This window comes from Azotobacter armeniacus (assembly GCF_054779355.1).
In genome coordinates, this window is record NZ_BAAGYK010000018.1 from 54,755 (window position 1) to 80,601 (window position 25,847).

The 25,847-nt window shown below is 61.8% G+C and carries 25 protein-coding genes and 1 tRNA gene; 9 read left to right on the forward strand and 17 right to left on the reverse strand.

Features of this window, described 5'->3' with window-relative positions; all coding sequences use genetic code 11:
• Positions 1 to 36: 36 nt before the first annotated feature.
• From dnaX to recR, 3 genes are all read left to right on the forward strand, one after another.
• Entirely contained in the window at positions 37 to 2,091 is a 2,055-nt protein-coding gene (gene dnaX, locus ACYVD0_RS04425; protein ID WP_460425677.1) for a DNA polymerase III subunit gamma/tau, read from the forward strand.
• Positions 2,092 to 2,101: 10 nt separating this feature from the next.
• Entirely contained in the window at positions 2,102 to 2,428 is a 327-nt protein-coding gene (locus ACYVD0_RS04430; RefSeq protein ID WP_460425678.1) for a YbaB/EbfC family nucleoid-associated protein, read from the forward strand.
• A 118-nt stretch (positions 2,429 to 2,546) separates the two neighbouring features.
• Positions 2,547 to 3,146: a recombination mediator RecR gene (gene recR / locus ACYVD0_RS04435; protein WP_460425679.1), complete on the forward strand. Its 600-nt coding sequence runs from the start codon at positions 2,547 to 2,549 to the stop codon at positions 3,144 to 3,146.
• 108 nt (positions 3,147 to 3,254) lie between these two features.
• On the opposite strand, the gene ACYVD0_RS04440 is transcribed toward recR, so the two are convergent.
• From ACYVD0_RS04440 to ccoN, 16 genes are all read right to left on the reverse strand, one after another.
• A complete protein-coding gene (locus ACYVD0_RS04440) occupies positions 3,255 to 3,572 on the reverse strand; it encodes a cyd operon YbgE family protein (RefSeq protein WP_460425680.1) in 318 nt (105 codons plus the stop codon).
• Positions 3,547 to 3,663, reverse strand: a complete 117-nt coding sequence (gene cydX, locus ACYVD0_RS04445; protein ID WP_460425681.1) for a cytochrome bd-I oxidase subunit CydX — start codon at positions 3,661 to 3,663, stop codon at positions 3,547 to 3,549. The genes ACYVD0_RS04440 and cydX overlap by 26 nt, the downstream gene beginning before the upstream one ends.
• A gap of 75 nt (positions 3,664 to 3,738) precedes the next feature.
• Positions 3,739 to 4,878 carry a cytochrome d ubiquinol oxidase subunit II gene (gene cydB, locus ACYVD0_RS04450; RefSeq protein ID WP_460425682.1) on the reverse strand — a complete coding sequence of 380 codons (1,140 nt, stop codon included), beginning with the start codon at positions 4,876 to 4,878 and terminating at the stop codon, positions 3,739 to 3,741.
• A gap of 10 nt (positions 4,879 to 4,888) precedes the next feature.
• On the reverse strand, positions 4,889 to 6,502 hold the full coding sequence (locus ACYVD0_RS04455; RefSeq protein ID WP_460425683.1) for a cytochrome ubiquinol oxidase subunit I: 1,614 nt from the start codon (positions 6,500 to 6,502) through the stop codon (positions 4,889 to 4,891).
• Positions 6,502 to 6,714, reverse strand: a complete 213-nt coding sequence (gene cydP, locus ACYVD0_RS04460) for a cytochrome oxidase putative small subunit CydP (protein ID WP_460425684.1) — start codon at positions 6,712 to 6,714, stop codon at positions 6,502 to 6,504. The genes ACYVD0_RS04455 and cydP overlap by 1 nt, the downstream gene beginning before the upstream one ends.
• A gap of 604 nt (positions 6,715 to 7,318) precedes the next feature.
• Positions 7,319 to 8,053: an FNR family transcription factor gene (gene fnr, locus ACYVD0_RS04465; RefSeq protein ID WP_460425685.1), complete on the reverse strand. Its 735-nt coding sequence runs from the start codon at positions 8,051 to 8,053 to the stop codon at positions 7,319 to 7,321.
• 147 nt (positions 8,054 to 8,200) lie between these two features.
• A complete protein-coding gene (gene hemN / locus ACYVD0_RS04470; RefSeq protein WP_460425686.1) occupies positions 8,201 to 9,577 on the reverse strand; it encodes an oxygen-independent coproporphyrinogen III oxidase in 1,377 nt (458 codons plus the stop codon).
• A gap of 73 nt (positions 9,578 to 9,650) precedes the next feature.
• Entirely contained in the window at positions 9,651 to 10,403 is a 753-nt protein-coding gene (locus ACYVD0_RS04475) for a sulfite exporter TauE/SafE family protein (RefSeq protein ID WP_460425703.1), read from the reverse strand.
• 1 nt (position 10,404) lies between these two features.
• Entirely contained in the window at positions 10,405 to 10,632 is a 228-nt protein-coding gene (gene ccoS, locus ACYVD0_RS04480; RefSeq protein ID WP_152389347.1) for a cbb3-type cytochrome oxidase assembly protein CcoS, read from the reverse strand.
• 25 nt (positions 10,633 to 10,657) lie between these two features.
• Entirely contained in the window at positions 10,658 to 13,060 is a 2,403-nt protein-coding gene (locus tag ACYVD0_RS04485; protein WP_460425687.1) for a heavy metal translocating P-type ATPase, read from the reverse strand.
• A 72-nt stretch (positions 13,061 to 13,132) separates the two neighbouring features.
• Positions 13,133 to 13,636, reverse strand: coding sequence for a FixH family protein (locus ACYVD0_RS04490; protein WP_460425688.1), 504 nt, complete (start codon positions 13,634 to 13,636; stop codon positions 13,133 to 13,135).
• A 12-nt stretch (positions 13,637 to 13,648) separates the two neighbouring features.
• Positions 13,649 to 15,061 (reverse strand): RdxA/RdxB/FixG family protein, encoded by a 1,413-nt coding sequence (gene ccoG, locus ACYVD0_RS04495; protein ID WP_460425689.1) that lies wholly within the window; start codon positions 15,059 to 15,061, stop codon positions 13,649 to 13,651.
• A 134-nt stretch (positions 15,062 to 15,195) separates the two neighbouring features.
• Positions 15,196 to 16,116, reverse strand: coding sequence for a cytochrome-c oxidase, cbb3-type subunit III (ccoP, locus tag ACYVD0_RS04500; protein WP_460425704.1), 921 nt, complete (start codon positions 16,114 to 16,116; stop codon positions 15,196 to 15,198).
• A 5-nt stretch (positions 16,117 to 16,121) separates the two neighbouring features.
• Positions 16,122 to 16,307 carry a cbb3-type cytochrome oxidase subunit 3 gene (locus tag ACYVD0_RS04505; RefSeq protein ID WP_460425690.1) on the reverse strand — a complete coding sequence of 62 codons (186 nt, stop codon included), beginning with the start codon at positions 16,305 to 16,307 and terminating at the stop codon, positions 16,122 to 16,124.
• A 6-nt stretch (positions 16,308 to 16,313) separates the two neighbouring features.
• Positions 16,314 to 16,922 carry a cbb3-type cytochrome c oxidase subunit II gene (gene ccoO, locus ACYVD0_RS04510; RefSeq protein WP_460425691.1) on the reverse strand — a complete coding sequence of 203 codons (609 nt, stop codon included), beginning with the start codon at positions 16,920 to 16,922 and terminating at the stop codon, positions 16,314 to 16,316.
• Positions 16,922 to 18,361, reverse strand: a complete 1,440-nt coding sequence (gene ccoN, locus ACYVD0_RS04515) for a cbb3-type cytochrome c oxidase subunit I (protein ID WP_460425692.1) — start codon at positions 18,359 to 18,361, stop codon at positions 16,922 to 16,924. The genes ccoO and ccoN overlap by 1 nt, the downstream gene beginning before the upstream one ends.
• Positions 18,362 to 18,731: 370 nt before the next feature.
• Here ccoN and ACYVD0_RS04520 point away from each other — a divergent pair, with 370 nt between their 5' ends.
• On the forward strand, positions 18,732 to 19,433 hold the full coding sequence (locus ACYVD0_RS04520) for an alpha/beta family hydrolase (protein WP_460425693.1): 702 nt from the start codon (positions 18,732 to 18,734) through the stop codon (positions 19,431 to 19,433).
• Positions 19,434 to 20,381: 948 nt separating this feature from the next.
• Positions 20,382 to 20,720 carry a hypothetical protein gene (locus tag ACYVD0_RS04525; protein WP_460425694.1) on the forward strand — a complete coding sequence of 113 codons (339 nt, stop codon included), beginning with the start codon at positions 20,382 to 20,384 and terminating at the stop codon, positions 20,718 to 20,720.
• Here the strand turns inward: ACYVD0_RS04525 and acnA are convergent.
• Positions 20,704 to 23,409 (reverse strand): aconitate hydratase, encoded by a 2,706-nt coding sequence (gene acnA, locus ACYVD0_RS04530; RefSeq protein WP_460425695.1) that lies wholly within the window; start codon positions 23,407 to 23,409, stop codon positions 20,704 to 20,706. The genes ACYVD0_RS04525 and acnA overlap by 17 nt on opposite strands.
• A gap of 177 nt (positions 23,410 to 23,586) precedes the next feature.
• Between acnA and rlmM the strand changes: the two genes are divergently transcribed.
• The 4 genes from rlmM (at position 23,587) to ACYVD0_RS04550 (ending at position 25,678) form a co-directional block, all read left to right on the forward strand.
• Positions 23,587 to 24,636, forward strand: coding sequence for a 23S rRNA (cytidine(2498)-2'-O)-methyltransferase RlmM (gene rlmM / locus ACYVD0_RS04535; protein WP_460425696.1), 1,050 nt, complete (start codon positions 23,587 to 23,589; stop codon positions 24,634 to 24,636).
• Positions 24,637 to 24,699: 63 nt separating this feature from the next.
• Positions 24,700 to 24,957, forward strand: coding sequence for a sulfurtransferase (tusA, locus tag ACYVD0_RS04540; RefSeq protein WP_460425697.1), 258 nt, complete (start codon positions 24,700 to 24,702; stop codon positions 24,955 to 24,957).
• Positions 24,958 to 25,118: 161 nt separating this feature from the next.
• Positions 25,119 to 25,460, forward strand: coding sequence for a ComEA family DNA-binding protein (locus ACYVD0_RS04545; protein WP_460425698.1), 342 nt, complete (start codon positions 25,119 to 25,121; stop codon positions 25,458 to 25,460).
• Between the two features lie 142 nt (positions 25,461 to 25,602).
• Positions 25,603 to 25,678, forward strand: a tRNA-Asn gene (locus ACYVD0_RS04550).
• Positions 25,679 to 25,847 lie beyond the last annotated feature (169 nt).

Below are 25,847 nucleotides of genomic sequence, written 5' to 3' on the forward strand. Positions count from 1 at the left end.
ATTGCTGCTCTCCGCTTTCCTGCTGCGACGGTATCGATGAGTTATCAGGTTCTTGCACGTAAATGGCGTCCCCGCTCGTTCCGCGAAATGGTCGGCCAGACTCATGTGCTCAAGGCGCTGATCAACGCCCTCGACAGTCAGCGGTTGCACCATGCCTATCTGTTCACCGGCACCCGCGGGGTGGGCAAGACCACCATCGCGCGGATCATCGCCAAGTGCCTGAACTGCGAGACCGGCATTAGCTCGACGCCCTGCGGGCAGTGTTCGGTCTGTCGGGAGATCGACGAGGGTCGCTTCGTCGATCTCATCGAAGTCGATGCCGCCAGCCGTACCAAGGTCGAGGATACCCGCGAGCTGCTCGATAACGTGCAGTACGCGCCGACCCGGGGGCGCTTCAAGGTCTACCTGATCGACGAAGTGCATATGCTGTCCAGTCACTCGTTCAACGCCTTGCTGAAGACTCTCGAAGAGCCACCGTCCCACGTCAAGTTCCTGCTGGCGACCACAGATCCGCAGAAGCTGCCGGTGACTATACTGTCGCGTTGCCTGCAGTTCGCCCTGAAGAGCATGCCGCCGGAGCGGGTGGTCGAGCATCTGACCCAAGTGCTCGGTGCGGAGGGCATTCCCTTCGAGGCGGATGCCCTGTGGCTGCTCGGCCGCGCCGCCGACGGCTCGATGCGCGACGCCATGAGCCTGACCGACCAGGCCATCGCTTTCGGCGAGGGCAGGGTGCTCGCCGCCGATGTGCGCGCCATGCTCGGCGCGCTCGATCACGGCCAGGTCTATGGCGTGCTGCAGGCTTTGTTGGAAGGCGATGCCCAGGCCATGCTCGAGGCTGTGCGCCAGCTGGCTGAGCAGGGACCGGACTGGAGCGGCGTGCTGGCGGAGATGCTCAATGTGCTACACCGGGTGGCCATCGCCCAGGCGTTGCCGGAGGCGGTGGACAACGGCCTGGGCGACCGCGAGCGGGTGCTGGCGCTCGCGCAGGTACTCCCGGCCGAGGACGTGCAGTTCTATTACCAGATGGGCCTGATCGGCCGCCGCGACCTGCCGCTGGCGCCGGATCCGCGCGGCGGTTTCGAGATGGTGCTGCTGCGCATGCTGGCGTTCCGTCCGGCCGATGTGGGCAGAGCGCCGGGTACGCGGTTAAAGGATCTGGGAATCGGCACGGCCACGGCTGATTCCTCACCCGATTCCGTGGCAGATGGCCGGGCGGTGGCGCCTGTCGCCGCCGTCGCTGCACAGGGCGAACATCGGGCCATGTCTCCTTCGCCAGCGGTCGCCGCATCGCCCGAGCCCATGCCGTCGCAGGAGCTACCCGCCTTGCCTGCCGGGGCTCCCGATCTGCCCTGGGAACCCGTGCAGGCCGCTGGCACTCCTGTTTCAGAGTCCGCCGCGATGCTGGTGGGAGGCACTGCTACGCCTCCTGCGCCGGATCAGAAAGAGAAGACGCTCGAAATCTCAGCGTCAGAGCGTCAGAGCGCACCGACTCGGCCAGCGATCCTGGTCGACGATTGTTCGCCGGCAAGGCCATCCGTGCTGGTCGTGGAGGAAGAGCCTCCCTTGGCTGGCGATGACTATTATGAGGTGGATGCCGACGAGGTGGATGTCGAGGCCTATGCCTATCTCGATGTCTTTTCCGTCGCGGAGCCGGCTCCGTCGAACTCCGAGCCTGAGGTCAAGCCTGCAGCGGTGCCGGCCACCGGCCTTGCGGCCGAATGGCTCGAGCTCTTCCAGCAGTTGGGACTGACCGGCATGACCGCCAATATCGCTGCCAACTGTACCTTGGCGAGGGTCGAGGGCGACCATTGGCTGCTGCACCTGGACCCGGCGCAGGCTGCACTGTTCAACAGCACCCAGCAGCGGCGCCTGAACGAAGCCCTGAACCAGTATCATGGCCGCACGCTCAAGCTGGACATCGAATTGCGCAAGCCGGAACAGGAAACCCCGGCCCAGGCGGCGGCACGGCGGCGTGCCGAGCGCCAGCACCAGGCTGAGGTGTCCATCCAGGCCGATCCGCTGGTCCGGCAGATGATCCAACAGTTCGCCGCGGTGATCCGCGACGGCACCATCGAACCCCTGAATACCTGAGGTGACTCCCATGATGAAAGGTGGCATGGCCGGCCTGATGAAGCAGGCCCAGCTGATGCAGGAAAAGATGCAGAAGATACAGGAGGAACTGGCCAACGCCGAGGTGACCGGTCAGTCCGGTGCCGGCCTGGTGAGCGTGGTGATGACCGGTCGACATGACGTCCGGCGCGTCACTCTGGACGACAGCCTGATGCAGGAGGACAAGGAGGTTCTCGAGGACCTGATCGCCGCCGCTATCAACGATGCGGTGCGCAAGATCGAGCAGAACAATCAGGAAAAGATGGCAGGGATGACTGCCGGCATGGGCCTGCCGCCTGGATTCAAAATGCCTTTCTGAGCGTTTTCCCGGTTTTTCTTCGCGCCGGCCCTCTCCCGCAAGCGGGAGAGGGCCCCGGCTGGCCGCCTTTCTCTCTGGCGGCCTATCCTGCTGTCTGCCCGTCCCGGTCCGTTCGCCCATGAGCTTCAGTCCGCTGATCCGCCAACTCATCGATGCCCTGCGTATCCTCCCCGGCGTGGGGCAGAAAACCGCCCAGCGTATGGCCTTGCATCTGCTCGAGCGCGATCGCAGCGGTGGTTTGCGTCTGGCCCAGACGCTCACCCATGCGCTGGAGCATGTCGGTCACTGTCAGCAGTGCCGAACCCTGAGCGAAGATGAGCTCTGTCCGCAGTGTGCCGATCCGAGCCGCGACGATGGCTTGCTCTGTGTCGTGCAGGGGCCTATGGATGTATTCGCCATCGAACAGACTGGCTATCGCGGCCGCTATTTCGTGCTCAAGGGGCATCTGTCTCCCCTGGATGGTCTCGGTCCGGAGGCCATCGGCATTCCTGAACTGCTGATGCGGGTCGAGCGGGGCGCCTTTGGGGAGGTGATCATTGCCACCAATCCGACGGTAGAGGGTGAGGCCACTGCCCACTATATCGCCCAGGTTCTAGCGCCCAGGGGTATCGTGGTTTCCCGTATCGCTCATGGCGTGCCGCTGGGCGGCGAGCTGGAACTGGTGGATGGTGGCACCCTGATCCACGCTTTGGCCGGGCGCAAGCCGATCAGTCTGTGAGTTTGACTGTGCGGAGCTGGTTGCCTGCCTGAGGCGACTGGCCTGTGTGCGAAGGTGATCGTGCGGGGGGAAAGCAGAAGGCCCCTTGCGGGACCTTCCTGGTGGGGATCAACCCATCTGCACCTTGTACAGAATCGCGTAACCCAATCCCATCAGAACCCACCCAACCACGGGGTGGAAGAGGATGCGCCAAGCCAGGCCGCGCGGATCGAAGCCGACGCCGTGGATGAAGCCGCTGGAGATTCCCAGCATCACCAGCATCAGCAGGCTGTGGCTGTAGCCGGCCTCGGGATCCACAATCAACGATGGATGAATCAGAAACACCAGCGTGATGGGCGTGGCCAGCAGCAGCGACAGGATGCGGAGCGGACGACGCTGCAGAAGCTGTAGAAGACGCTTCTCAGTCGTCACCCGCCGGACCCTCATCCATTTGCATGGTGGTTTCCAGCCACAGGGCGTTGATGACACCGAAGCCGCAGGCCAGCAGGATGCCGAGAATCCAACTGAAGTACCACATGTTGCCTCCTAGGCCCGCCATGGGACGGGCGATCTCAATTGGGGGTGGCGCGGACAGAGTCCGCGCCGGTTTCGGTCAGTACAGGCCGTGAGGATTGGCCTCGATGGTTTGGTTGTTCAGCTTGCCCCACATGCGCCAGTAGCACCACAGGGTGTAGCCCAGGATGATCGGCACGAAGATGATGGCTGCGATCAGCATGATCCCCAGGGTTTTCTGGCTGGACACGGCATCCCACACGGTCAGGCTGGAGACCGGGTCGATGGAGGACGGCATCACGAACGGGAACAGGGCAAAGCCTGCAGTAGTGATGGCGCCAACGATCGCCAGGCTGGTGCCCAGGAAGGCCATGCCATTGCGCTTGGTCTGTGCACCCATCAGGGCCAGTGCGCCGCCAATCAGGCCGAGCAGCGGAGCGAACTGGGTGAGGGGATAGCGCACATAGTTGGCCTGCCAGCCGCTGTTATCGAGGGTGATCTGCTTGGTCAGCGGGTTCGGCACGGCATTGGGATCGAAGTTGTCGACCAGGTTGAGCCCGTCGATGCCCAGCAGCAGCCAGATACCGCAGATGAAGAAGCCGCCCAGGAACACCATGGCGCACAGGCGAGTGGCCTTGCAGGCACGCTCGTACAGCTCGCCTTCGGTCCGCAGCATCAGCCAGGACCCGCCGTGGGCGCTGAGCATGCTCAGGCTCACGATGCCGGCCAGCAGGGCGAAGGGATGCAGCAGGTTGAAGAACGAGCCTTCAAAGTGGGAGCGCATCGTCTCGTCAAAGCGGAACGGCAGGCCGAGGAACAGGTTGCCGAACGCTACCCCGAACAGCAGGGCCGGCAGGGCACCGCCAGCAAACAGCGCCCAGTCCCAGAGGTCGCGCCACTTCTTGTTTTCCAGCTTGCTGCGGTAGTCGAAACCCACAGGGCGGCAGAACAGACCGAAGAGCACCAGCAGCAGGGCCCAGTACATGCCGGAGAAGGCCGTGGCGTAGACCAGCGGCCAGGCGGCGAACAGGGCGCCACCGGCGGTGATGAACCACACCTGGTTGCCGTCCCAGTGCGGGGCGATGGTGTTGATCGCGATGCGGCGCTCGTTGTCGGTCTTGGCGACGAAGGGCATGATCGCCATGGCCCCCATGTCGAAGCCGTCGGTCAGGGCGAAGCCGATCAGCAACACACCGATCAAGCCCCACCAGATCAATTTCAGTGTTTCGTAATCAAACATGGCGTTTTCCTTAGGCGCTGACTGGTTGTTGGGGTTCCGTCTGGCTCGGGCTGGCATGCTTAACAGCGGGCTGTTCGAGCTGTTCGAAGTGGTAGCGACCGGTATGCAGGCTGGATGGGCCAAGGCGGGCGAAACGGATCATCAGATACATCTCGACCACCAGCAGCAGGGTGTAGAACGCGATCAGAGCGAACAGTGAGCCCCAGAGATCGGCGGTGGTCAGGCTGGAGGCGGAGAGGTGAGTGGGCAGCACTCCACCAATGGTCCAGGGCTGACGGCCATGCTCGGCCACGAACCAGCCGGTCTGAGTGGCAATCCACGGCAGCGGCAGACTGTACAGAGCAAACTTGAGCAGCCAGGGCTTGCTTTCCTCGTTCTTGCGAGCCGAAGCCCAGAAGGCGCAGGCGAACAGGATGAGCATCACGAAGCCGGAGGCGACCATGGCGCGGAAGCTCCAGAACATGCTGGCCACGTTGGGAATGGTGTCCTTGGCAGCCTGTTTGATCTGCTCTTCGCTGGCATCGACCACGTTGGGCGTGTACTTCTTCAGCAGCAGGCCGTACCCGAGGTCACCCTTGACTTCATTGAAGGCCGCGATCTTTTCCGGGCTCTTGTCGCCAGCACGGAGCTCTTCCAGCAGGCCGTAGGCGATCATGCCGTTGCGGATGCGGGCTTCGTTCTCGATGATCAGGTCCTTGATGCCGATGACTTGTTCATCCAGCGAGCGGGTAGCGATGATGCCCAGGGCAAAGGGGATCCTGACTGCGAAGTCGGTGCGCTGCTCTTCCTCGTTCGGGAAGCCGAACAGAGTGAAGCTGGCCGGCGCCGGATGGGTCTCCCATTCGGCCTCGATGGCGGCAAGCTTGGTTTTCTGCACCTCGCCGACCTCATAGCCGGATTCGTCGCCGAGCACGAGGACCGAAAGGATGGAGGCCATGCCGAAAGCCGAGGCGATGGCGAAGGAGCGACGGGCAAAGCCCAGATCGCGTTTTTTCAGCAGGTAGTAGCTGGAGATGGCCAGTACGAACACGGCGCCGGTCACATAGCCGGAGGCGACGGTGTGAACGAACTTGACCTGAGCCACCGGGTTAAGGAGCAGAGCACCGAAATCCACCAGCTCCATCCGCATGGTTTCGAAATTGAACTCCGCGCCGACCGGGTGCTGCATCCAGCCGTTGGCCACCAGAATCCACAGGGCGGACAGGTTGGAGCCGAGTGCCACCAGCCAGGTCACTGCTAGGTGCTGGATCTTGGACAGGCGATCCCAGCCGAAGAAGAACAGGCCGATGAAGGTGGATTCCAGGAAGAAGGCCATCAGACCCTCGATGGCCAGCGGCGCACCGAAGATGTCACCCACATAGTGGGAGTAGTAGGCCCAGTTGGTGCCGAACTGGAATTCCATGGTCAGGCCAGTGGTGACACCGAGAGCAAAGTTGATACCGAACAACTTGCCCCAGAACTTCACCATATCCTTGTAGACCTGCTTGCCGGTCATTACATAGACCGACTCCATGATGGCAAGCAGGAAGGTCATCCCTAGGGTGAGTGGTACGAATAGGAAGTGGTACAGCGCCGTCATGGCGAACTGCAGACGCGATAGGTCTACGACGGATTCCGAGATCATCAGGGACTCTCCTCGGTCGGGGATTGATCTTGCACTGCCACACTGCCGAACAGTCGCTCGCTGACCTTCTCGGTACCGTTTTCAGGCACTGTTGGTTCAGTGAACCAGAGTGCCTTGATGCCGAGTATCACACTCAGCTTGATCGCGAGGATGACAACAAGCTCCCGAACCAGAGGAATACGCCAAGGCGAAGATTTGGATGGTTGAGACATGTGGGCAGCTCCAAAAGGCTGGATGGCCAACGGTCGACAGGGGGTCGGCACGTTGATCCAGGTCAAATAAATCAAGATTCGCTACCGGTCGGTAGTGACCAATTGACGCAGGTCAATGAAGTCTGCCCATTTTTGCTGTTCAGAGGAGGCTTTCGGAGGGGCGCTGAGGTATCGATCAGGTATCATAAGTATATGATATTTAAGATAAATATCTAATATTGACTTTTCTGTACTGGCGTGCATTTAAGCCTTTGGTAGGGGGACGATATAAGGCGGGATGGTGGCCTTTGTGTGCACGCATGTGCAAGGTGCAGCGGGCTCGCAGGAGTGCTCTCAGGGAAAAGGGGATAAGGCGATGTCGGGCAAGGGTTGCCGGGGCTGTCAAGCCGCTCGTCCCGCTGTGCTGTTTGAGTGGGTGAGAATGGCGTTGGGCATCATTGGCAGGGCGGGGTGGGGATGCGCGCTGGACACGGCTGTAGCTGGGGCAGGAGCTGCGGGGGAAAAGCCAAAGCCCATCTGCATTCGTGCCTGCGTGACTGCAAAGGGGCTGGACAAGGGCTTGTGAGGGGCGCTTACCGTTCGGGGGAGGGAGTTGCCCGCTGGATCAGGCTTCCATGTTTCCGCCCGCCAAGGAGCATAGTTCAATGGGGTTGAGAATGGTCACTTCCTTGCCTTCCGCAGCGATCAGCTCGTTCTGCTGGAAGCGGCTGAATACCCGTGACACGGTTTCGACGGCCAAGCCCAGATAGTTGCCGATCTCATTGCGCGACATCGCCAGGCGGAAGTGGTTGGCAGAGAAGCCGCGCGCCCGGAAGCGTGAGGAAAGATTGATCAGGAAAGTAGCGATGCGCTCGTCTGCGGTTTTTTTCGACAGCAGCAGCATCATCTGCTGGTCGTCGCGGATTTCCCGACTCATGACCCGCATCAGCTGGCGACGCAGCTGGGGCAGTTGCAGGGCAAGCTCGTCCAGACGCTCGAAGGGGATCTCGCAGACCGAGGTGGTTTCCAGTGCCTGTGCGGAAACCGGGCAGCTGTCGCTGTCCATGCCGGAAAGACCGACCAGCTCGCTGGGCAGGTGGAAGCCGGTGATCTGCTCCTCGCCGTTGTCGCTGACGCTGAAAGTCTTGAGCGAGCCCGAGCGTACGGCGAACACCGAGCCGAAGGCATCACCCTGGCGAAAGAGGAAGTCGCCTTTCTTGATCGGCTTGCCACGCTTGACGATCTCATTCAAGGCATCGATATCCTCGAAGTTGAGCGAAATCGGTAGGCACAAGGCCGCCAGACTGCACTCCTGACAGCGGATGTGATGCACGGGGCGTACCTTGGATTTATCCGACATAGGCAACTTTCTCTTACTTGTGATCCGCTCTGCCGGAGGATGATACCCCAGGCTTCAGTCAACTGACAAAAAGTCTTAAAACCGGGAAAAACTTCATCTCGAAACACTGCACCGGGATACCAACATGGCGTCCCGATGCGGTATGACTCAGATGATACGGGAGAAGCGCTGGCGGTTATGTTCGACCAGATAATAGTCGAAAAGCATGCAGATCGAGCGAGCTAGCAGGCGCCCGGCAGGCAGGACTTCGATGCCTTGCGGGGTCAGGGCGATCAGTCCGTCGCGGGTCATGCTCTGCAGCTGGGGCCAGACGTCGGTGAAGTAGTCCCGGAATACGATATCGAATTGCTGCTCTATGCTGGCGAAGTCCAGTTGAAAATCACAGATGAGCTTCTGGATGGTCGTACGGCGAATCCGGTCGTCGGCATTGCATTGCAGGCCGCGGGCGGTCGGCAACTGGTCGTTGTCGAGGCGACTTTGGTAGGCGTCGATGTCGCTCTCGTTCTGGCTGTAGAGATCGCCGATCTGGCTGATGGACGAAACCCCCAGGCCGATCAGGTCGCAATGGCCGTGCGTAGTGTAGCCTTGGAAGTTGCGTTGCAGCCTGCCATCCTCCTGGGCGATGGACAGCTCGTCGTCCGGAAGGGCGAAATGATCCATGCCGATGTACTGATAGCCGGCAGCGGTCAGTTGTTCGATGCTGTTGTGCAGCATGGTCAGCTTGTCGGCGGGCGCTGGCAGGTCGGTGGCATTGATTCGCCGTTGCGGCTTGAAGCGCTCCGGCAGGTGGGCATAGTTGAACATCGACAGCCGGTCGGGCTGCAGGGCCATGATTTCCTCGACGGTGCGGGCGAAGGTCTCCGGCGCCTGCTTGGGTAGACCATAGATGAGATCGATACTGATCGAGCGAAACTCCAGGGTCCGTGCGGCTTCGACGATGGCGCTGGTTTCCTCCAGGCTTTGCAGGCGGTTCACCGCGCGCTGGACTTCGGGGTCGAGGTCCTGCACGCCGAGGCTGATGCGGTTGAAGCCCAGTTCGCGCAGCAGTCCCATCGTCGACCAGTCTGCTTCGCGAGGATCGATCTCAATGCTGAAGTCGCCCTTTTCGGCGAAGTTGAAGCGCTGGCGTAGGAACTCCATCAGTCGCTGCAGTTCACCGTGGCTGAGGAAGGTCGGTGTACCGCCGCCCAGATGCAGTTGCTCGACCTGCTGTTGCGGGGACAGGTGGCGGCTGATGATGTCGATTTCCTTTTCCAGACGCTCGAGATAGGGCAGGGCGCGGCCGCGATCCTTGGTGATGACCTTGTTGCAGGCGCAGTAATAGCAGACGTGGGCGCAGAACGGGATGTGTATGTAGATCGAAAGCGGACGTTTGGCCTGGCGGCTTTCGTGCAGGGCGTTGAACAGCTTGAAGGAGCCCACGCCAGGCTGGAATTGCACTGCCGTGGGGTATGAGGTATAGCGCGGACCCGCCTGATCGTAGCGACGAATCAGGTTGGTATCCCATTTGATCGGAGCAGGCATAAGGGTATTCCGGTATGGGCAGGCTGTGGGGGGAAGTCTAAAAGAACGCTCTCGGAAAGCACCTTGATTTGTATCAAACAGGCTTGACGGCCGCCGCCGGCGGGCCGACAGGCTGCATTGGCGCCGGCATGCGGTCGGTTGCGGCATGCTCCCGGTGTCCCGTCAGCCATGCCTGGTGAGGGCCGGGGAAGGTCCAGAAACCGAACAGGATCACCAACAGACCGCCAGCGATGCGCACGTGCTGCTGGCGTAGCCAGGCGGTCAAACGCTCGGCAGCCAGTCCAGTGGCGAGCAGTACTGGCCAGGTGCCGAGACCGAAGGCGAGCATCAGCAGGGCGCTATCCAGGGCGCTGCCCTGGCTCGCTGCCCAGAGTAGGGTGCTGTAGACCAGCCCGCAGGGCAGCCAGCCCCAGAATGCGCCGAGCAGCAGGGCGCGGGGCAGGCTGTCGACCGGCAGCAGGCGGGAGGCAACCGGCTGGAGATGCCGCCAGAGTCGCTGGCCGAGGGCTTCGAGGCGGGTCAGTCCGCTCCACCAGCCGGCCAGATACAGGCCCATCGCAATCAGCAGCAGGGCTGCGACGATGCGCAGGACCAGAGCGGCCGGGCTGTTGGCCAAGGCCCAGCCGCCCAGGCCGATCAGCAGGCCGGCGGCGGCATAGCTGAGGACTCGTCCGAGGTTGTAGGCGAGCAGCAGCCGCAGGCGGTGGCCCCGTTGCTCGGGCGGAATCGCCAGCGTCAAGGCGCCCATCAGGCCGCCGCACATGCCCAGGCAGTGCCCGCCGCCCAGCAGGCCCAGGATCGTGGCCGAAGCGAGCTGCGGGATCATTTCAGGCACGGGGAGGCTCCTTGTCCTGGCCCTGCCCGGTTGGCTTGTCGGGATGTTCTGCCTCGGCCAGTCCGGCCTTGTGCGAGGGGTCTTCGTCGTCGAAGAGAATGTTGTGGGCCGGGCTGTCGAGGTCGTCGTACTGGCCGTTATCGATGGCCCAGAAAAGCAGCCAGATGGCCAGGGCGACCACTATTACAGCGACCGGGATCATTACATAGAGCGCAGCCATGTCGTGCTCCTGTTGTGCTGGCGGCTTAGGCGCCGCGGGTCAGCCGCAAGGCGTTCAGGACCACCAGCAGGGAGCTCAGCGACATTCCAATCGCGGCCCAGAGTGGGGTGACCCAGCCAAGCGCGGCGAAGGGCAGAATCAGGCCATTGTACAGGCCGGCCCAGGCCAGGTTCTCGATGATGATGCGGCGGGTGCGGCGGGCAAGGGCGAAGGCCTGCACCAGAGTGTCCAGCCGGTTGGACAGCAGGACGGCATCGGCGCTGGTCTTCGCCAGGTCGGTGGCCGAGCCCATCGCCACGCTGATGTCTGCGCCGGCCAGCACCGGAACGTCGTTCACCCCATCGCCGAGCATCAGGACGCGGTGTCCCTCGGCATGTAGCTGCCTGAGTACGCTGAGCTTCTCGTCCGGGGTCAGACCGCCACGGGCATCGTCGATGGCCAGCTGCCTGGCGACCTCGGCAACCATCGGCGAGCTGTCGCCCGAGAGCAGCAGGGTCCGCCAGCCGCGTGCGCGGCAGGCGTCGAGCAGGGCGGAGGCATCTTCGCGCAGGCGGTCGTCGAGCACCAGCCAGGCCAGCGCTCCCTGCTGGTCACCCAGCAGCAGCCACTGGCCCTGCTCGCCGGGAATCGGCGGTGCCGGGTGGCCATGGAGTGCGGCGACGAAGGCGGGCTGGCCGATGCGCAGGAGCCGGCCCTGGACAACTCCCTCCAGGCCTTGCCCGGGAATACTATCGACTCGCTCGGCGGCCTGAGGGGCGCGGCCGAAAGCGCGGGCGATCGGGTGTTCCGAGCGGTTTTCCAGCGCAGCGGCCAGCGCCAGGCAGGCGTCGCCGTCCAGTTCGCGCAGGGGGCGCACCTCGTTCAGGGCCAGGCGCCCTTCGGTGAGGGTGCCAGTCTTGTCGAAGATCACCGTATCGACGCCGTTCAGTCCTTCCAGCACATGCCCGCGGGTCAGCAGCAGGCCCAGCCTGTGCAGGCTGCCGGTGGCCGCGGTGAGGGCTGTGGGGGTGGCGAGTGACAAGGCGCAGGGGCAGGTGGCGACGAGCAGGGCGAGCACGACCCAGAAAGCCCGCTCCGCGTCGATCTGCCACCAGATCAGGCCGACCACCGTGGCCACGCCCAGCACGGCGAGCAGGAACCACTGCGCCACCCGGTCGGCCAGCTCGGCGAGCCTGGGCTTGTCGGCCTGGGCGCGCTCGAGCAGGCGAACGATCGCCGAGAGACGGGTGTTATCGCCCAAAGCCTGGACTTCGATGGTCAGCGGACCTTCCACGTTAAGTGTTCCGGCGGTGACCGCATCGCCCGGGGCGCGGGGCTGCGGCAGGTATTCGCCGGTCAGCAGCGACTCGTCGACGCTGGATTGTCCCGTGATGATGCGACCATCGGCCGGCAGCAGGTTGCCCGGTGGCACCAGCACGCGGTCGCCCAAGCTGAGCTCCCTGAGCAGGATGCGCTCGCTGTGTCCCTCGCCATCGAGACGCAGGCAGGAGGGCGGCAGCATGTTGACCAGCTGTGCAGTGGCCGCGGCAGTACGTTCGCGGGCTCGGCGCTCGAGGAAGCGCCCGGCGAGGAGGAACAGGGCGAACATGCCGGCAGCATCGAAATAGAGTTCTCCCTGGCCGGACAGGGTTGACCAGATGCCGGCTGCATAGGCGCCGCCGATTGCCAGGCTGACGGAGACATCCATGGTCAGGTGGTGCGTGCGCAGGTCGCGCCACGCACCCTTGAAGAAGTCGGCGCTGCTATAGAAGACGATGGGTGTGGTGAGGATCAGACTGACCCAACGCAGGATCTTGTCCATTCCCTCCGAGAGGTCGAGGTTGAACTCCGGCCAGGTGGCCATGGTGGCCATCATCACCTGGAACCACAACAGGCCGGCGACGCCCAGCTGCCTCAGCGCACGGCGGTTTTCCCGGGCCAGTTGTTCGGCGGCTCGGTCCGGTTCGTAGGGATGGGCAGCATAGCCAATCCGGTGCAGCGCTTCGAGCAGGCGGCTCAGTGGTATCTGGCTGGCATTCCAGCGTACGTGCAGGCGGTGGTTGGATAGATTGAGGCTGGCCTCGGCAACGCCGCCCAGGCTGCGCAGGTGTTTCTCGATCAGCCAGCCACAGGCGGCGCAACTTACGCCCTCGATCAGCAGACAGGTGCTGGCCACTTCGCCTTCATGTTGGACGAAGGGCTGCTGTACGTCGGTGCGATCGTAGAGTGCCAGTTCCTCGCTCAATGCCTGGGGCAGGGCGTCGGGGTTGACGGCATTCTCGCGGCGGTGCCTGTAATAGCTCTCCAGGCCGCCGGCGACGATCGCTTCGGCCACGGCCTGGCAGCCGGGGCAGCACATCGCCTGGGGCTCGCCCAGCACGCGAGCCTGGAAGCGGCTGCCGGCGGGAACCGGCAGGCCACAGTGGTAGCAGGGGGTGAGGCTGGCCATGAGGATGCCGAAATGCAGGGTGAGTGGTTGGGATGTGAGCGAATCGACGGCAGAGGTCTGCCGTCGACTCGGTTAGTTACCCAGCTGGAGGGTGATTCCAGGTTCGAGGGTCTTCTCTTCGAACAGGCGCCAGTCCTTTCCGCCTTCCTGGCCGAGGATCTCGACGAAGCGGCGTCCCTGCACCGCATCCTGCGTCTGTCCCCGATAGATGTCACCGGCCTGTGGCTGCAGCACGATGCGGCGGTCCTTTTCCGCCTGGGTCGGTGAGATCAGGTTGAGCACCAGTTGCTGGGGGCGGCTGTTGCCGCCCAGCTGGATCTCGGCAATGCCGTCCTCCTCATGGAGCGCAAGCCGGGCCTGCATGCCCAGGCGACGAGCGAGGTGCTCCCGCTCCAGCGAGGTGTTGATGCCCTTGCCGGCATCGTAGTAGTTGTCTACTACCAGGCTGTCTGCCTCGCGGATGGAAATTACCAGCAGGCTGGTACCCAGCACCACTGAGCAAAGGAGGATTGCGATGACGAACCAAGCCCAGAACTGCGTGTACCACCGGCTGACTTCGCTGTTTGTCGAGTGCATGCGTTACCTTGGCTAGCGGACGCTGGGGCCGATGAAGCGGCTTTCGGCGTCTTGTTGAATGCTCGAGTCATCCGCGGACTGTATCTTGAAAACAATATCATTGGTGCTCGAAGGCAGTTTTTCCGGGTCGATGGACAGTTCCACGGGGATCGACAGGATTTCGCCTGCGCTGGCCCGCACCTCGCGCTGGCCTTCGTAGGCCAGGCCGTCCAGGCCTTGGGCGTCGATCACGAAGGTAAGGTCACGTTGTGCCTTGTTCATGACCTTCAAGATATAAACGTTTTCGATACGGCCATCGTTGTTCTCACGATAGAGCACCCGATCCTTCAGCACGTCCAGTTCGACCAGCGAGCGGTTGGATACGGCGTATCCGAACAGGCTCGTCATGGCGAGCAGCGCGACGGCGTAGCCGATCAGGCGCGGACGCAGCAGGCGGGTCTCTTCACCGGACAGGTTGTGTTCAGTGGTATAGCTGATCAAGCCCTTCGGATAATTCATCTTTTCCATGATGGAGTCGCAGGCATCGACGCAGGCTGCGCAGCCGATGCATTCGAACTGCAGACCGTCGCGGATATCGATACCTGTGGGGCACACCTGGACGCACATGGTGCAGTCGATGCAGTCACCCAGGCCCTGGGCCTTGTAGTCGACGCCTTTCTTGCGCGGGCCGCGTTTTTCGCCACGGTTCGGATCGTAGGAGACAATCAGCGTATCCTTGTCGAACATCACGCTCTGAAAGCGGGCATAGGGGCACATGTAGACGCACACCTGTTCCCGGAGGAAGCCGGCGTTGCCATAGGTGGCCAGAGTGAAGAAGGCGATCCAGAACAGGGCCCAGCCGCCGACATCGAAGCTCAGCAGGTCAGGCGCCAACTGGCGAATGGGGGTGAAGTAGCCGATGAAGGTGATTGCCGTGAGCAGGGCGACTCCCAGCCAGATGCCGTGTTTGGCCATCTTGCGGAGGACTTTCTGGCCGCTCATGGGAGCCTTGTCCAGCTTAATGCGCTGGTTGCGGTCCCCTTCGGTGACTTTCTCTGCCCACATGTAGACCCAAGTGAAGACGCTCTGTGGGCACGTGTAGCCGCACCAGACGCGCCCGGCGAAGACGGTGACGAAGAACAGGCCGAAGGCACAGATGATCAGCAGCCAGGACAACAGCATGAAGTCCTGCGGCCAGAAGGTGGCGCCGAAGATGTAGAACTTGCGTTCCGGCAGGTCCCACCAGACGGCCTGGCGGCCATCCCAGTTCAACCAGACGGTGCCGAAAAAGAGAATGAAGAGCACTAGGCCACCGACGCGCCGCAGATTGCGGTACAGGCCGGTGAAGGCGCGGGTGTGGATTTTTTCACGCTGGACGTAGAGATCGACGTTGTCGTTGTCTTTGCCCGCTGCGGTGACATCTTGGACGGGAATTTGCTCGCTCATCAATGCTTACCACGCCACGGCGTTGGAGGGTGACCCGGCCGATGCAGGATCGGCCGTGATCAGTTTACCTTTTAGTAGATTGTAAACCTGGCGAGTCGAATGCAGGTGCGACCGCTGGTCGCGCCTGCAGGCGATCATTTCTCCGTGGCTTTGCTCGACAGGCTATACACGTACGCGGCTACCAAGTGGGCCTTGTCGTTGCCCAGGAACTCCTTGTGCGCCGGCATGTTGCCATTGCGTCCATGGCGCAGGGTCTGCTGAACCTGGGCGAAGCTGGATCCGTAGAGCCATACGCGGTCGGTCAGATTGGGAGCGCCCATGGCATGGACTCCCATACCCCCTGGACCATGGCAGACCACGCAGTTGGCTTGGAAGATCTTCTGACCTTCGGCAAGGTTGACTTCGACGCCTTCCGGGGCTTTCAGACCGGCGAGACTGCGCACATAGGCGGCAGTGTTTTTGATTCCTTCTTCGCCGATCACGTCTTTCCACGCTGGCATGGCCGCCTTGCGGCCTTCCATGATGCTGGTCTTGATGGTTTCCGGCTCGCCGCCGTACAGCCAGTCGCTGTCCGTCAGGTTGGGGAAGCCGTAGGCACCCTTGGCGTCGGAGCCATGGCACACGGAGCAGTTGGAGGCAAAGATGCGACCACCCATCTTGAGCGCCTGCTCCTCCTTGGCTACCTCCTCGATCGGCATGGCTGCATATTTCTGGAATAGAGGACCATATTGCTCCTCGGCCTTGGTCATTTCCTTCCGATACTGGTTCACGCCGGTCCAGCCTTCTTCATAGCCGGGCAGCACGCCCTTCCAGTTGCCCAGTCCCGGGTAAAGGATCAGGTAGCCGACTGCGAAGATCACTGTGCCGAGGAACAGCCAGAACCACCATTTGGGCAGCGGATTGTCATACTCCTCGATCCCGTCGAAGGAATGTCCCATGGTCTGGTCAGTGCTGCCCTTGCGCTCGCCTTTGCGGGTCGCGAAAAGTAACCAGGTAACGGCGACGATAGTCCCGAGGGTCAGCAGGGTGATGTATGAACTCCAGAATGAAGTCAAAGAAGTCATTCGTTCTTGCTCCTAGAAGCTTTGTCGTCACGCTTCTCGGACTCAGGCTCATCGGCGAAGGGCAGATTGGCAGCTTCGTCGAAGCTCTTTTTGCGTTTACTGCTGAAAACCCAGATCAGCATTCCCACGAAGGCAATCACCACCAGAGCGGTGCCCAGTCCGCGAAGAGTCCCGATATCCATGATGCGTTACCGTTTGGTTTTGATGGAGGTGCCGAGAACCTGGAGATAGGCCACCAGAGCGTCCATTTCGGTTTTGCCCTTGATCGCCTCCCGGGCGCCGGCGATATCTTCGTCGGTGTAGGGCACACCGAGGGTGCGCATGGCCTCCATCTTGTCGGCGGTGTTCTCGCCATCCAGCTTGCGCTCGACCAGCCAGGGATAGGCGGGCATCTTCGATTCCGGCACCACGTTGCGCGGGTTGTACAGGTGCGCGCGTTGCCAGTCGTCGGAGTAGCGGCCGCCTACGCGGGCCAGGTCGGGACCGGTACGCTTGGAGCCCCAGAGGAACGGATGGTCCCAGACGCTTTCACCGGCGACCGAGTAGTGGCCATAGCGCTCGGTTTCGGCGCGGAACGGGCGAACCATCTGCGAGTGGCAACTGACGCAGCCTTCCTTGATGTAGATGTCGCGCCCCTCCAGTTGCAGGGCGGTATAGGGCTTCATGCCCTCCACCGGCTCGTTGACGACGTCCTGGAAGAACAGCGGAACGATCTGGGTCAGGCCGCCGATACTGACGGCTGCGACCATGAACAGGCCCAGCAGGCCAATGTTCTTTTCGAGTACTTCGTGCTTCATTAGTGGGCAACCTCAACGATTCTGGCAGCGGCTTCGTATTCAGTCGACTTGGCGACGCGCACGGTACGCCAGGTGTTGTAGGCCATCAGCAGCATGCCGACGACGAAGAAGGCGCCGCCGATCATCCGTACGATGAAGCCGGGGTGGCTGGCTTCCAGTGCTTCGACAAAGGAGTAGGTCAGGGTGCCGTCCTGATTCACCGCGCGCCACATCAGGCCCTGGGTGATGCCGTTGACCCACATGGAGGCGATGTACAGCACGGTGCCGATGGTCGCCAGCCAGAAGTGCGCGTTGATCAGGTCGACGCTGTGCATCTGCTCGCGGCCGAAGACCTTCGGAATCAGGTGGTACAGCGAGCCGATGGACACCATGGCTACCCAGCCGAGGGCGCCGGCATGGACGTGGCCGATGGTCCAGTCGGTGTAGTGGGAAAGGGCGTTGACGGTCTTGATCGCCATCATCGGGCCTTCGAAGGTGGACATGCCGTAGAAGGCCAGGGAGACCACCAGGAAGCGCAGGATCGGGTCGTTGCGCAGCTTATGCCAGGCACCCGACAGGGTCATCATGCCGTTGATCATGCCGCCCCAGCTCGGAGCCAGCAGGATGACCGACATCACCATCCCAAGCGATTGCGCCCAGTCCGGTAGCGCAGTGTAGTGCAAGTGGTGCGGGCCGGCCCAGATATAAAGGGTGATCAGAGCCCAGAAATGGACGATGGACAGACGATAGGAATAGACCGGGCGTTCGGCCTGCTTGGGCACGAAGTAGTACATCATGCCGAGGAAGCCGGTGGTCAGGAAGAAGCCCACGGCGTTGTGGCCGTACCACCACTGGACCATGGCATCGGTAGCGCCGGAATAGATGGAGTAGGACTTGAACCAGGAAACCGGAAGCTCCATGTTGTTGACGATGTGCAACATGGCGGTGACGAGAATGAACGCGCCGTAGAACCAGTTGCCTACATAGATATGCTTGGTCTTGCGCTTGATGACGGTGCCGAAGAAGACCACCGCGTAGGTGATCCAGACCACTGCGATCAGGATGTCGATCGGCCATTCCAGCTCGGCGTATTCCTTGCTGCTGGTAATGCCCAGCGGCAGAGTGATCACGGCCAGCACGATCACGGCTTGCCAGCCCCAGAAGGTGAAGGCGGCCAGGCTATCGGAGATCAGACGTGTGTGGCAGGTGCGCTGCACCACGTAGTACGAGGTGGCGAACAGGGCACAACCACCGAAGGCGAAGATTACCGCATTGGTATGCAGCGGTCGCAGGCGACCGAAGCTGGTCCATGGCAGGTTGAGGTTCAGTTCCGGCCACACCAGCTGTGCGGCGATCAGGACCCCAAGTCCCATTCCGATGACCCCCCAGATCACCGTCATGATGGCGAACTGGCGGACCACCTTATAGTTATAAGCAGTCTGACTCGATGCTATGCTCATGCTTAAGGTTTCCACGGTTAATGGAGATTTTTAGAAGAAAAACCGGCGGCGGCTCTGCTGAATGGGGCGAACCATGGCAACAACACGAGCCGTCGAGGTTTGCGTTAAAGGGACCCGGCAGCAAAAGACTCAATCGCTGTTTGCGGGCAGGCCTGACTGATGAGGCCGTCTCAAGAGGGACGTCAAGTTAATGAACCATTGTCTCAAAATTATTTCGAGAAGTTGAGCCCGCGGAGCTCCAATCAAGGGATCTGTTGGTCTGTGGTGCGATATCGTGTCGCGCTTTGAGGGGCATCTGTTCCCCTCTGGCAGGCTATATGTCATGTTCAGGCTTCGTCGTGAAAATTGGCGTTTTTAAAGCGGGGAAAGGATGGTGAATGGGCGTGGTATCTGTATTGACGTAGATCAATGCCTGCAGGGCGCTAATGGGATTGGGCAGTGGCTATGGAACTGCCCGTCGCATTCTACGCCAAGCGCCTGTCTGATCCTGGCCCATGGGGCCGGAACGCCAATGGATAGCGAGTTCATGACGAGCATGGCCGAACGCCTTGCTGCCCGCGGAATCGCGGTGGTGCGCTTCGAGTTTCCCTACATGGCGGCGCGGCGGCGAGGGACTGGCAGGCGGCCTCCCGATCCACAGGTCCGCTTGCTGGACTGCTGGCGCGAGACCTATTCCTTGTTGCGCCCGCAGCTCTCCACACCTCTGGCGATCGGCGGCAAGTCCATGGGTGGTCGTATGGCAAGTCTGCTGGCGGACGAGCTTGAGGCTGATGCGCTCGTCTGTCTGGGCTATCCCTTTCATCCCGCGGGCAAAATGGACAGACCGAGAACGGCTCACCTGGCGGAGATCAAAACACCAACGTTGATCGTCCAGGGGGAGCGGGATGCCATGGGCAATCGGGCTACGGTAATGGGCTATCCCTTGTCTGCGGCAATACGCCTGCACTGGTTGGCGGCGGCTGACCATGATCTGAAGCCGCTGAAGGCTTCAGGCTTGACCCATGAACACCATCTTGATGCTACTGCGGATGCCGTTGTGGGGTTTTTGCGGTCCTCTGGTCGGCATTGCTGATATCCCGTTGACGCTGTCCTGTAGCGCCAATGTTCAACTACGCACTATTTTTTGATCTACCCCATTCATTAATGAACGATTGTGGCAATTTGCCATTAGCTGAAATGGACTGGCCATCATTCTCAAATAGGTTTATTGTTCCGCTTAGATAACTTCGCCGTTATGATGAGTTTTCCTTGAGGCGCCTAAGACGGCTTCGGCGGAGCAAATACAGGCTGCTGTGAATTAGGCGGTTGATAGCATTTTGACTGCTTTTGACTGCGTAAGGTTGATTGAATTTGGGGTGGTAAAAAATTAAATCATACCAACGCTCACGGCATGCTGACATGACAATCACCGGCTATTCTGTATCTTGAGGGTTGATCCGTTCGAAATTGAATGAGCGGGTTTATGAGTGCGGCGATGTGCCATCGCTAAGGCCGGTGCGTGCAGTCTTGGACGTGTCGAAAGACCGATACGAGCCATCGAGAGCATGTGTGCAGGCGATGAAACTCATCCCTACTGATGGGCGGGGGAACGGTAGTAGAAGCCTGCTTCAAAGTGCTTATGAATTTAGGGTATTTGATATTGAGTATTTATTCCTTTTCTAGATAAGTGATGGTGCGGGATTCAGTCATATCTTTTTTCCTTATTACATGCGACCAATGTTTTGGCGGCTAGTTGCAAGGAGGCGATCAGATGTCGTGTCATTTTTCGTCTGTAGCGAGCTTTTGGCAGTTCCGCTCGGACAATCGACTTTCACTGGCAGGCAACTGCTCCAACACTGGTTAGCTGGCGAGCACTTCTCGGATTTGGCAAGTGCAGCGTACATAACTCTTACTTCGGTAGCTGATTGTCTCCGCAGGACAGTTGAGCAATGTCTTTTCGCCTGTGGGATTGTCGGTCGAACGGATTCTCTGCTGTCTTGGTTCAGCCAGGCGGCCTGCAACTCGACGCTCAGGAGGCGCTATGGATTGGCATTCAATCTTCAGGAAGAAGGGGATGCGTGGTGTACCCGTCGCGGGGCTGGCTTGCTGCTGGCTGCTGCTCAATGCGGTTGCAGCGGAAGGAGAGAGCAAAGATGTGACTGACAGTCCTGCGAGGCAGCAAAGGAGTGTCACGCACGTCAGTGTCGATCTGCTCGGTGCTGGTGGCGACCGCCAGTGGGCATCCGACCCGCAATGGGGAGTGCCGGCTTTTACCGGGATTGCCAGACAGCCAGTGCGGGATTCCAATCAGAACGCTTTGGAGCCGGCACAGCAGCCCATTGCCCCTCTCAAGGGAGCACCCGTCATTTGGCGCTTCTAGGGGGAGATCCACCAATCAACTGCTGCAGCACATACTGCAGAATGCCGCCGGCCTTGAAATATTCCACCTCGTTGGCCGTGTCGATGCGACATAGCACAGGAAAGCTGATTCGCGATTCATCCTGGCGCTCGACCTCCACCGTCAGCGACTGGCGCGGTTTCAGCAGGTTCCCCGACAAGCCGCGGATCGACAGTCTTTCCGTGCCGTTCAGGCCCAGGCCCAGGCTTTGGCGTGTATGTCCCTCGCTGAACTGCAGCGCCAGTACGCCCATGCCAATCAGGTTGGAGCGGTGAATGCGCTCGAAACTCTCGGCGATCACCGCTTTCACTCCAAGCAGATTGGTGCCCTTGGCCGCCCAATCGCGGCTGGAGCCGGTGCCGTATTCCTTGCCGGCAATCAGCACCAGCGGCACGCCTTCGGCCTGGTAGCGCATGGCCGCATCATAGATGGACAACTTTTCCCCGCTTGGCTGATGCAGGGTATTGCCGCCTTCCTCGCCACCCAGCAGTTCGTTTCTGATGCGAATGTTGGCGAAGGTGCCGCGCATCATCACCTCGTGATTGCCGCGCCGCGAGCCGTAGGAGTTGAAGTCTGCCGGCTGCACACCGAGCTGTTGCAGGTAGAGGCCGGCCGGGGAGCTGGGCTTGATGCTGCCGGCCGGGGAGATGTGGTCGGTGGTGATGGAGTCGCCGAACAGCGCCAGAATACGTGCGTTCTCGATGTCCCGCGGTAGCGCCGGGGGCTGGCCGATACCTTCGAAGAAGGGCGGGTTCCGCACGTAGGTGGATTGGGCGTCCCACCGATAGGTATCGCCCATGCCGGCCGGAATGGCCTGCCAGCCGGCATCGCCGCCGAACACGTCGGCATAGCGCCTGCGGAACATCTCGCTGTCGATCTGGCTGACCGCGGCGGCGATTTCCTCACTGCTCGGCCAGATGTCCCGGAGATGGACCGGCTGGCCTTGAGAGTCGAAACCGAGTGGTTCCCGGGACAGATCGATGCGGCTGGTGCCGGCCAGAGCGAAGGCCACCACCAGCGGTGGCGAGGCCAGCCAGTTGGCCTTGACCAAGGGATGCACCCGCCCTTCGAAGTTGCGGTTTCCGGAAAGTACCGAGGAGACGATCAGATCGTTGTCGACGATCACCTGGCCGATGGGTTCCGGCAGGGGGCCGGAGTTGCCGATGCAGGTGGTGCAGCCGTAGCCGACCAGGTTGAAACCGAGCTGGTCGAGGTAGGGCGTGAGGCCGGCTTTCGCCAGGTAGTCGGTGACCACCTGGGAGCCCGGCGCCAGCGAGGTCTTCACCCAAGGCTGGCGCCTGAGGCCTCGCTCGACCGCCTTCTTCGCCAGCAGCCCGGCGGCCATCAGCACGCTGGGGTTAGAGGTATTGGTGCAGGATGTGATGGCGGCGATCACCACGTCGCCATGGTGCAGGCTGTAGGTGCCATCGCCGACCGGAAAGGCGCTGTCGAGCTGGGCCTTGCGTCCGCCGAGCTCCAGGAGCAGGTCGAATTGGGCACGGATGTCCTCCAGGGCGACCCGGTCCTGCGGGCGCTTGGGACCGGCCAGGGAGGGGCGGACCTCGCCCAGGTCGAGGTCCAGGCTGGTGCTGAAGCAGGGCTCCGGCGCCTGGGTGTCGTGCCACAGGCCCTGAGCCTTGCAGTAGGCCTCCACCAGAGCGATGTACTGTTCATCGCGGCCGCTCAGGCGCAGGTAGTCGAGGGTTGCCCAGTCGACCGGAAAGAAGCCGCAGGTGGCGCCGTATTCCGGAGCCATATTGGCGATGGTGGCGCGGTCGGCCAGCGGCAAGTTGTCCAGGCCGGGGCCGAAGAATTCGACGAACCTGCCCACCACGCCCTGCTTGCGCAGCATCTGCGTCACCGTCAGTACCAGATCGGTGGCGGTGACGCCCTCCGCAAGCCGGCCGTTCAGGCGGAAGCCGACCACCTCGGGGATCAGCATTGACACCGGCTGGCCGAGCATCGCCGCCTCCGCCTCGATGCCGCCGACACCCCAGCCGAGCACGCCGAGGCCGTTGATCATGGTGGTATGGGAATCGGTGCCAACCAAGGTGTCCGGGTAGGCCCAGGTTTCGCCGCCTTCCTCGCGGGTCCAGACCACCTTGGCCAGATATTCCAGGTTTACCTGGTGGCAGATGCCGGTGCCCGGCGGCACCACGCGGAAATTGGCGAAGGCTTGCTGGCCCCAGCGCAGGAAGGCATAGCGCTCGCCGTTGCGCTCCATCTCCAGGGCGACATTGTCAGCGAAGGCGCTCGGGTCGGCGAAGTGGTCGACCATCACCGAGTGGTCGATCACCAGATCGACCGGGGAGAGCGGGTTGATCCGCTGCGGATCGGCGCCGGCCTGGGTCACGGCGTCGCGCATGGCGGCCAGATCGACCACCGCGGGCACGCCGGTGAAGTCCTGCATCAACACTCGCGCGGGACGGAAGGCGATCTCCCGCTCGGAGCTGCGCGTTTCGAGCCAACCGGCCAGTGCGGCGAGGTCGTCGGCGCGCACGCTGGTGCCATCCTCCCAGCGCAACAGATTCTCCAGCAGCACCTTGAGCGAAACCGGCAGGCGGCTGATGTCGCCCAGGCTTTTCGCTGCCTCTGGCAGGCTGAAGTAATGGTAGGTTTGGCCGTTCACGTTCAGGCTGCGGCGGCAGTTCAGGCTATCCAGGGAAGGCATCGGGTTTCTCCAGGGCGTCCGACGGGGCGGGCTTCTTGAAATGAATGATGCTTCAAGCTAGTTCCGCCCGCCGGGACTCGCCAGTCGAATGGACTGCCGGGCAGGCCCGCAGCGGCCGAATTGGCTATCATGCGCGGCCCTGAAGGCGATGGGATTTCTCGAGGAAAAATGTCGATCATGAACAGCCTGTTGTTGCATTGCCGTCCCGGTTTCGAAGGCGAGGTCTGCGCCGAGATTGGCGAACACGCAGGGTGCCTGAGCGTGGCCGGCTATGCCAGGGGTAGAGCGAACAGCGGCCATGTCGAGTTCGTCTGCAGCGAGCCGGGTGGCGCCGAGCGGCTGATGCGCGGGCTGCGCTTCGCCGGGCTGATCTTTCCCCGTCAGTGGGCGCGCGGTGGCTTCGTCGAGCTGCCGGAAAGCGACCGCATCGGCGTCCTGCTGGAGCGGCTGGCCGACTACCCGGTCTGCGGCAGCCTCTGGCTGGAGGTGCTGGATACCAACGAAGGCAAGGAGCTCTCCACCTTCTGCCGCAAGTTCGAGGTGCCGCTGCGCAAGGCGTTGCTCAAGGCCGGCAGGCTGCTGGACGATCCGCGCAGGCCGCGTCTGCTGCTGACCTTCAAGAGCGGCCGCGAGGTTTTCCTCGGTCTGGCCGAGGCAGGCAACTCGGCTGCCTGGCCGATGGGCATCCCACGCCTGAAGTTTCCCCGGGAGGCACCCAGCCGTTCGACCCTCAAGTTGGAAGAGGCCTGGCATCAATTCATCCCGCGCGAGGCGTGGGACCTACGCCTTGCCCCGGGGATGACTGCCGTGGACCTTGGCGCCGCCCCCGGTGGCTGGTCCTGGCAGTTGGTCAACCGGCACATCAGGGTGACTGCGGTGGACAACGGGCCGATGGCGCAGAGCCTGATGGATTCCGGGCTGGTCGAGCACATCCGTGCCGATGGCTTCGTCTTCCGCCCGCGCCGGCCGGTCGACTGGATGGTCTGCGATATCGTCGAGAAGCCCGCCCGCACGGCCGCTCTGATCGAGACCTGGCTCGGTGAGGGCTTCTGCCGCGAGGCGGTGGTCAACCTCAAGCTGCCAATGAAACAGCGTCATGCCGAAGTGCGCCGCCTACTCGAGCGCATCGGCGATGGCCTGGCTGCGCGTGGCGTGAAGGCCTCCATCGCGTGCCGGCAGCTCTACCATGATCGCGAGGAAGTGACCTGCCATCTGCGCAGGCTGTAGCTCCCTGCGTGACCCGGGTCGCTGTTTCGACCACAATGACCCACCAGTTTTCTGGAGTTAGCCATGTCCCAGCCCGATCCCACCAGCCTGGCCGTCGACGCTATTCTCGATGCCACAGGCCTCAACTGCCCAGAGCCGGTGATGTTGCTGCACAACAAGGTCCGAGATCTGGCGGCTGGCGGCCTGCTCAAGGTGATCGCCACCGACCCCTCGACCCGTCGTGACATCCCCAAGTTCTGCATCTTCCTCGGCCATGAATTGCTCGGGCAGCAGGAAGAGGGGGGAACCTACCTGTACTGGATCCGCAAGAGGGCGGAATAGATGACATGCCGGATCGTCCACAAAAATCAGGCATGAATTCGCCGGTTCTGTGAATCTGTTTCGGATTCCGGAGAGTGGCAAATTGATCTCCACCGGGTGCCCGCTATCGTGGTGACGCGTGGTCATAGAACCCCGCGCTTAACGACACAAGGAGTGCACCCATGCGCAAGAACCCGTTTTCCTCCCTTCTGTTGGCCCTGCTGGCCAGCGTTTCCGTCGCCGTTTCGGCAGCGGAAGCGCCCAAGGCCGAAATTGCCAAACCGGCCGTGACCCAGCCCGCCCAGCCTGTCCAGGCAGTCGCCACGGTTAAGGTCGATCTCAATACGGCCGACGCGGCAACGCTCGAGCGCGAGTTGCTGGGGATCGGCGCCGGCAAGGCCAAGGCCATCGTCGACTATCGCCAGGCCAATGGTCCGTTCGCTTCGGTGGACGAGCTGCTGGAGGTCAAGGGGATTGGCACTGCGACACTGGAAAAGAACCGCGACCGCTTGAGCGCCAACTGACTTCAGTGCTGCAGTTGAGGCCGGTCTTGCGACCGGCCTTTTTCGAATGTGGTCCGTCGGGACGATTCGTCGCCGGTTGGCCGCCGCTGGTCCCAAGAGGAGTTGACTTTCCTTTCACTATCAGTAGGATGCGCACCGTTATTCCGCGATAGCTCAGTCGGTAGAGCAAGTGACTGTTAATCACTGGGTCCCTGGTTCGAGTCCAGGTCGCGGAGCCAGATCGAAAAAGGCCTGATCGCAAGATCAGGCCTTTTTGTTTGGCTATGTCTGAGTTAGCTGTTGCAACAGGCTAAGCTGGTCATGACGTCTCCACCTGTGGGGGTGGATCATGAAAGCGAGTCAGTTCAACCACTGGATCGCTCAGCTTTCCAGTCTCACCCCGGAGCA

What these genes read in the sequence shown, in the direction of transcription:
- rlmM (WP_460425696.1), top strand. Translation starts at nt 23,587, where the DNA reads ATGAACAGCCTGTTGTTGCATTGCCGTCCCGGTTTCGAAGGCGAGGTC.
- recR (WP_460425679.1), top strand. Translation starts at nt 2,547, where the DNA reads ATGAGCTTCAGTCCGCTGATCCGCCAACTCATCGATGCCCTGCGTATC.
- ACYVD0_RS04545 (WP_460425698.1), top strand. Translation starts at nt 25,119, where the DNA reads ATGCGCAAGAACCCGTTTTCCTCCCTTCTGTTGGCCCTGCTGGCCAGC.
- cydX (WP_460425681.1), bottom strand. Translation starts at nt 3,663, where the DNA reads ATGTGGTACTTCAGTTGGATTCTCGGCATCCTGCTGGCCTGCGGCTTC.
- ccoN (WP_460425692.1), bottom strand. Translation starts at nt 18,361, where the DNA reads ATGAGCATAGCATCGAGTCAGACTGCTTATAACTATAAGGTGGTCCGC.
- ACYVD0_RS04430 (WP_460425678.1), top strand. Translation starts at nt 2,102, where the DNA reads ATGATGAAAGGTGGCATGGCCGGCCTGATGAAGCAGGCCCAGCTGATG.
- ACYVD0_RS04455 (WP_460425683.1), bottom strand. Translation starts at nt 6,502, where the DNA reads ATGATCTCGGAATCCGTCGTAGACCTATCGCGTCTGCAGTTCGCCATG.
- ccoS (WP_152389347.1), bottom strand. Translation starts at nt 10,632, where the DNA reads ATGGCTGCGCTCTATGTAATGATCCCGGTCGCTGTAATAGTGGTCGCC.
- hemN (WP_460425686.1), bottom strand. Translation starts at nt 9,577, where the DNA reads ATGCCTGCTCCGATCAAATGGGATACCAACCTGATTCGTCGCTACGAT.
- ACYVD0_RS04490 (WP_460425688.1), bottom strand. Translation starts at nt 13,636, where the DNA reads ATGCACTCGACAAACAGCGAAGTCAGCCGGTGGTACACGCAGTTCTGG.
- cydB (WP_460425682.1), bottom strand. Translation starts at nt 4,878, where the DNA reads ATGTTTGATTACGAAACACTGAAATTGATCTGGTGGGGCTTGATCGGT.
- cydP (WP_460425684.1), bottom strand. Translation starts at nt 6,714, where the DNA reads ATGTCTCAACCATCCAAATCTTCGCCTTGGCGTATTCCTCTGGTTCGG.
- ccoO (WP_460425691.1), bottom strand. Translation starts at nt 16,922, where the DNA reads ATGAAGCACGAAGTACTCGAAAAGAACATTGGCCTGCTGGGCCTGTTC.
- tusA (WP_460425697.1), top strand. Translation starts at nt 24,700, where the DNA reads ATGTCCCAGCCCGATCCCACCAGCCTGGCCGTCGACGCTATTCTCGAT.
- fnr (WP_460425685.1), bottom strand. Translation starts at nt 8,053, where the DNA reads ATGTCGGATAAATCCAAGGTACGCCCCGTGCATCACATCCGCTGTCAG.
- ACYVD0_RS04440 (WP_460425680.1), bottom strand. Translation starts at nt 3,572, where the DNA reads ATGAGGGTCCGGCGGGTGACGACTGAGAAGCGTCTTCTACAGCTTCTG.
- ACYVD0_RS04525 (WP_460425694.1), top strand. Translation starts at nt 20,382, where the DNA reads ATGGATTGGCATTCAATCTTCAGGAAGAAGGGGATGCGTGGTGTACCC.
- ACYVD0_RS04475 (WP_460425703.1), bottom strand. Translation starts at nt 10,403, where the DNA reads ATGATCCCGCAGCTCGCTTCGGCCACGATCCTGGGCCTGCTGGGCGGC.
- acnA (WP_460425695.1), bottom strand. Translation starts at nt 23,409, where the DNA reads ATGCCTTCCCTGGATAGCCTGAACTGCCGCCGCAGCCTGAACGTGAAC.
- ACYVD0_RS04520 (WP_460425693.1), top strand. Translation starts at nt 18,732, where the DNA reads ATGGTGAATGGGCGTGGTATCTGTATTGACGTAGATCAATGCCTGCAG.
- ACYVD0_RS04485 (WP_460425687.1), bottom strand. Translation starts at nt 13,060, where the DNA reads ATGGCCAGCCTCACCCCCTGCTACCACTGTGGCCTGCCGGTTCCCGCC.
- ACYVD0_RS04505 (WP_460425690.1), bottom strand. Translation starts at nt 16,307, where the DNA reads ATGGATATCGGGACTCTTCGCGGACTGGGCACCGCTCTGGTGGTGATT.
- dnaX (WP_460425677.1), top strand. Translation starts at nt 37, where the DNA reads ATGAGTTATCAGGTTCTTGCACGTAAATGGCGTCCCCGCTCGTTCCGC.
- ccoG (WP_460425689.1), bottom strand. Translation starts at nt 15,061, where the DNA reads ATGAGCGAGCAAATTCCCGTCCAAGATGTCACCGCAGCGGGCAAAGAC.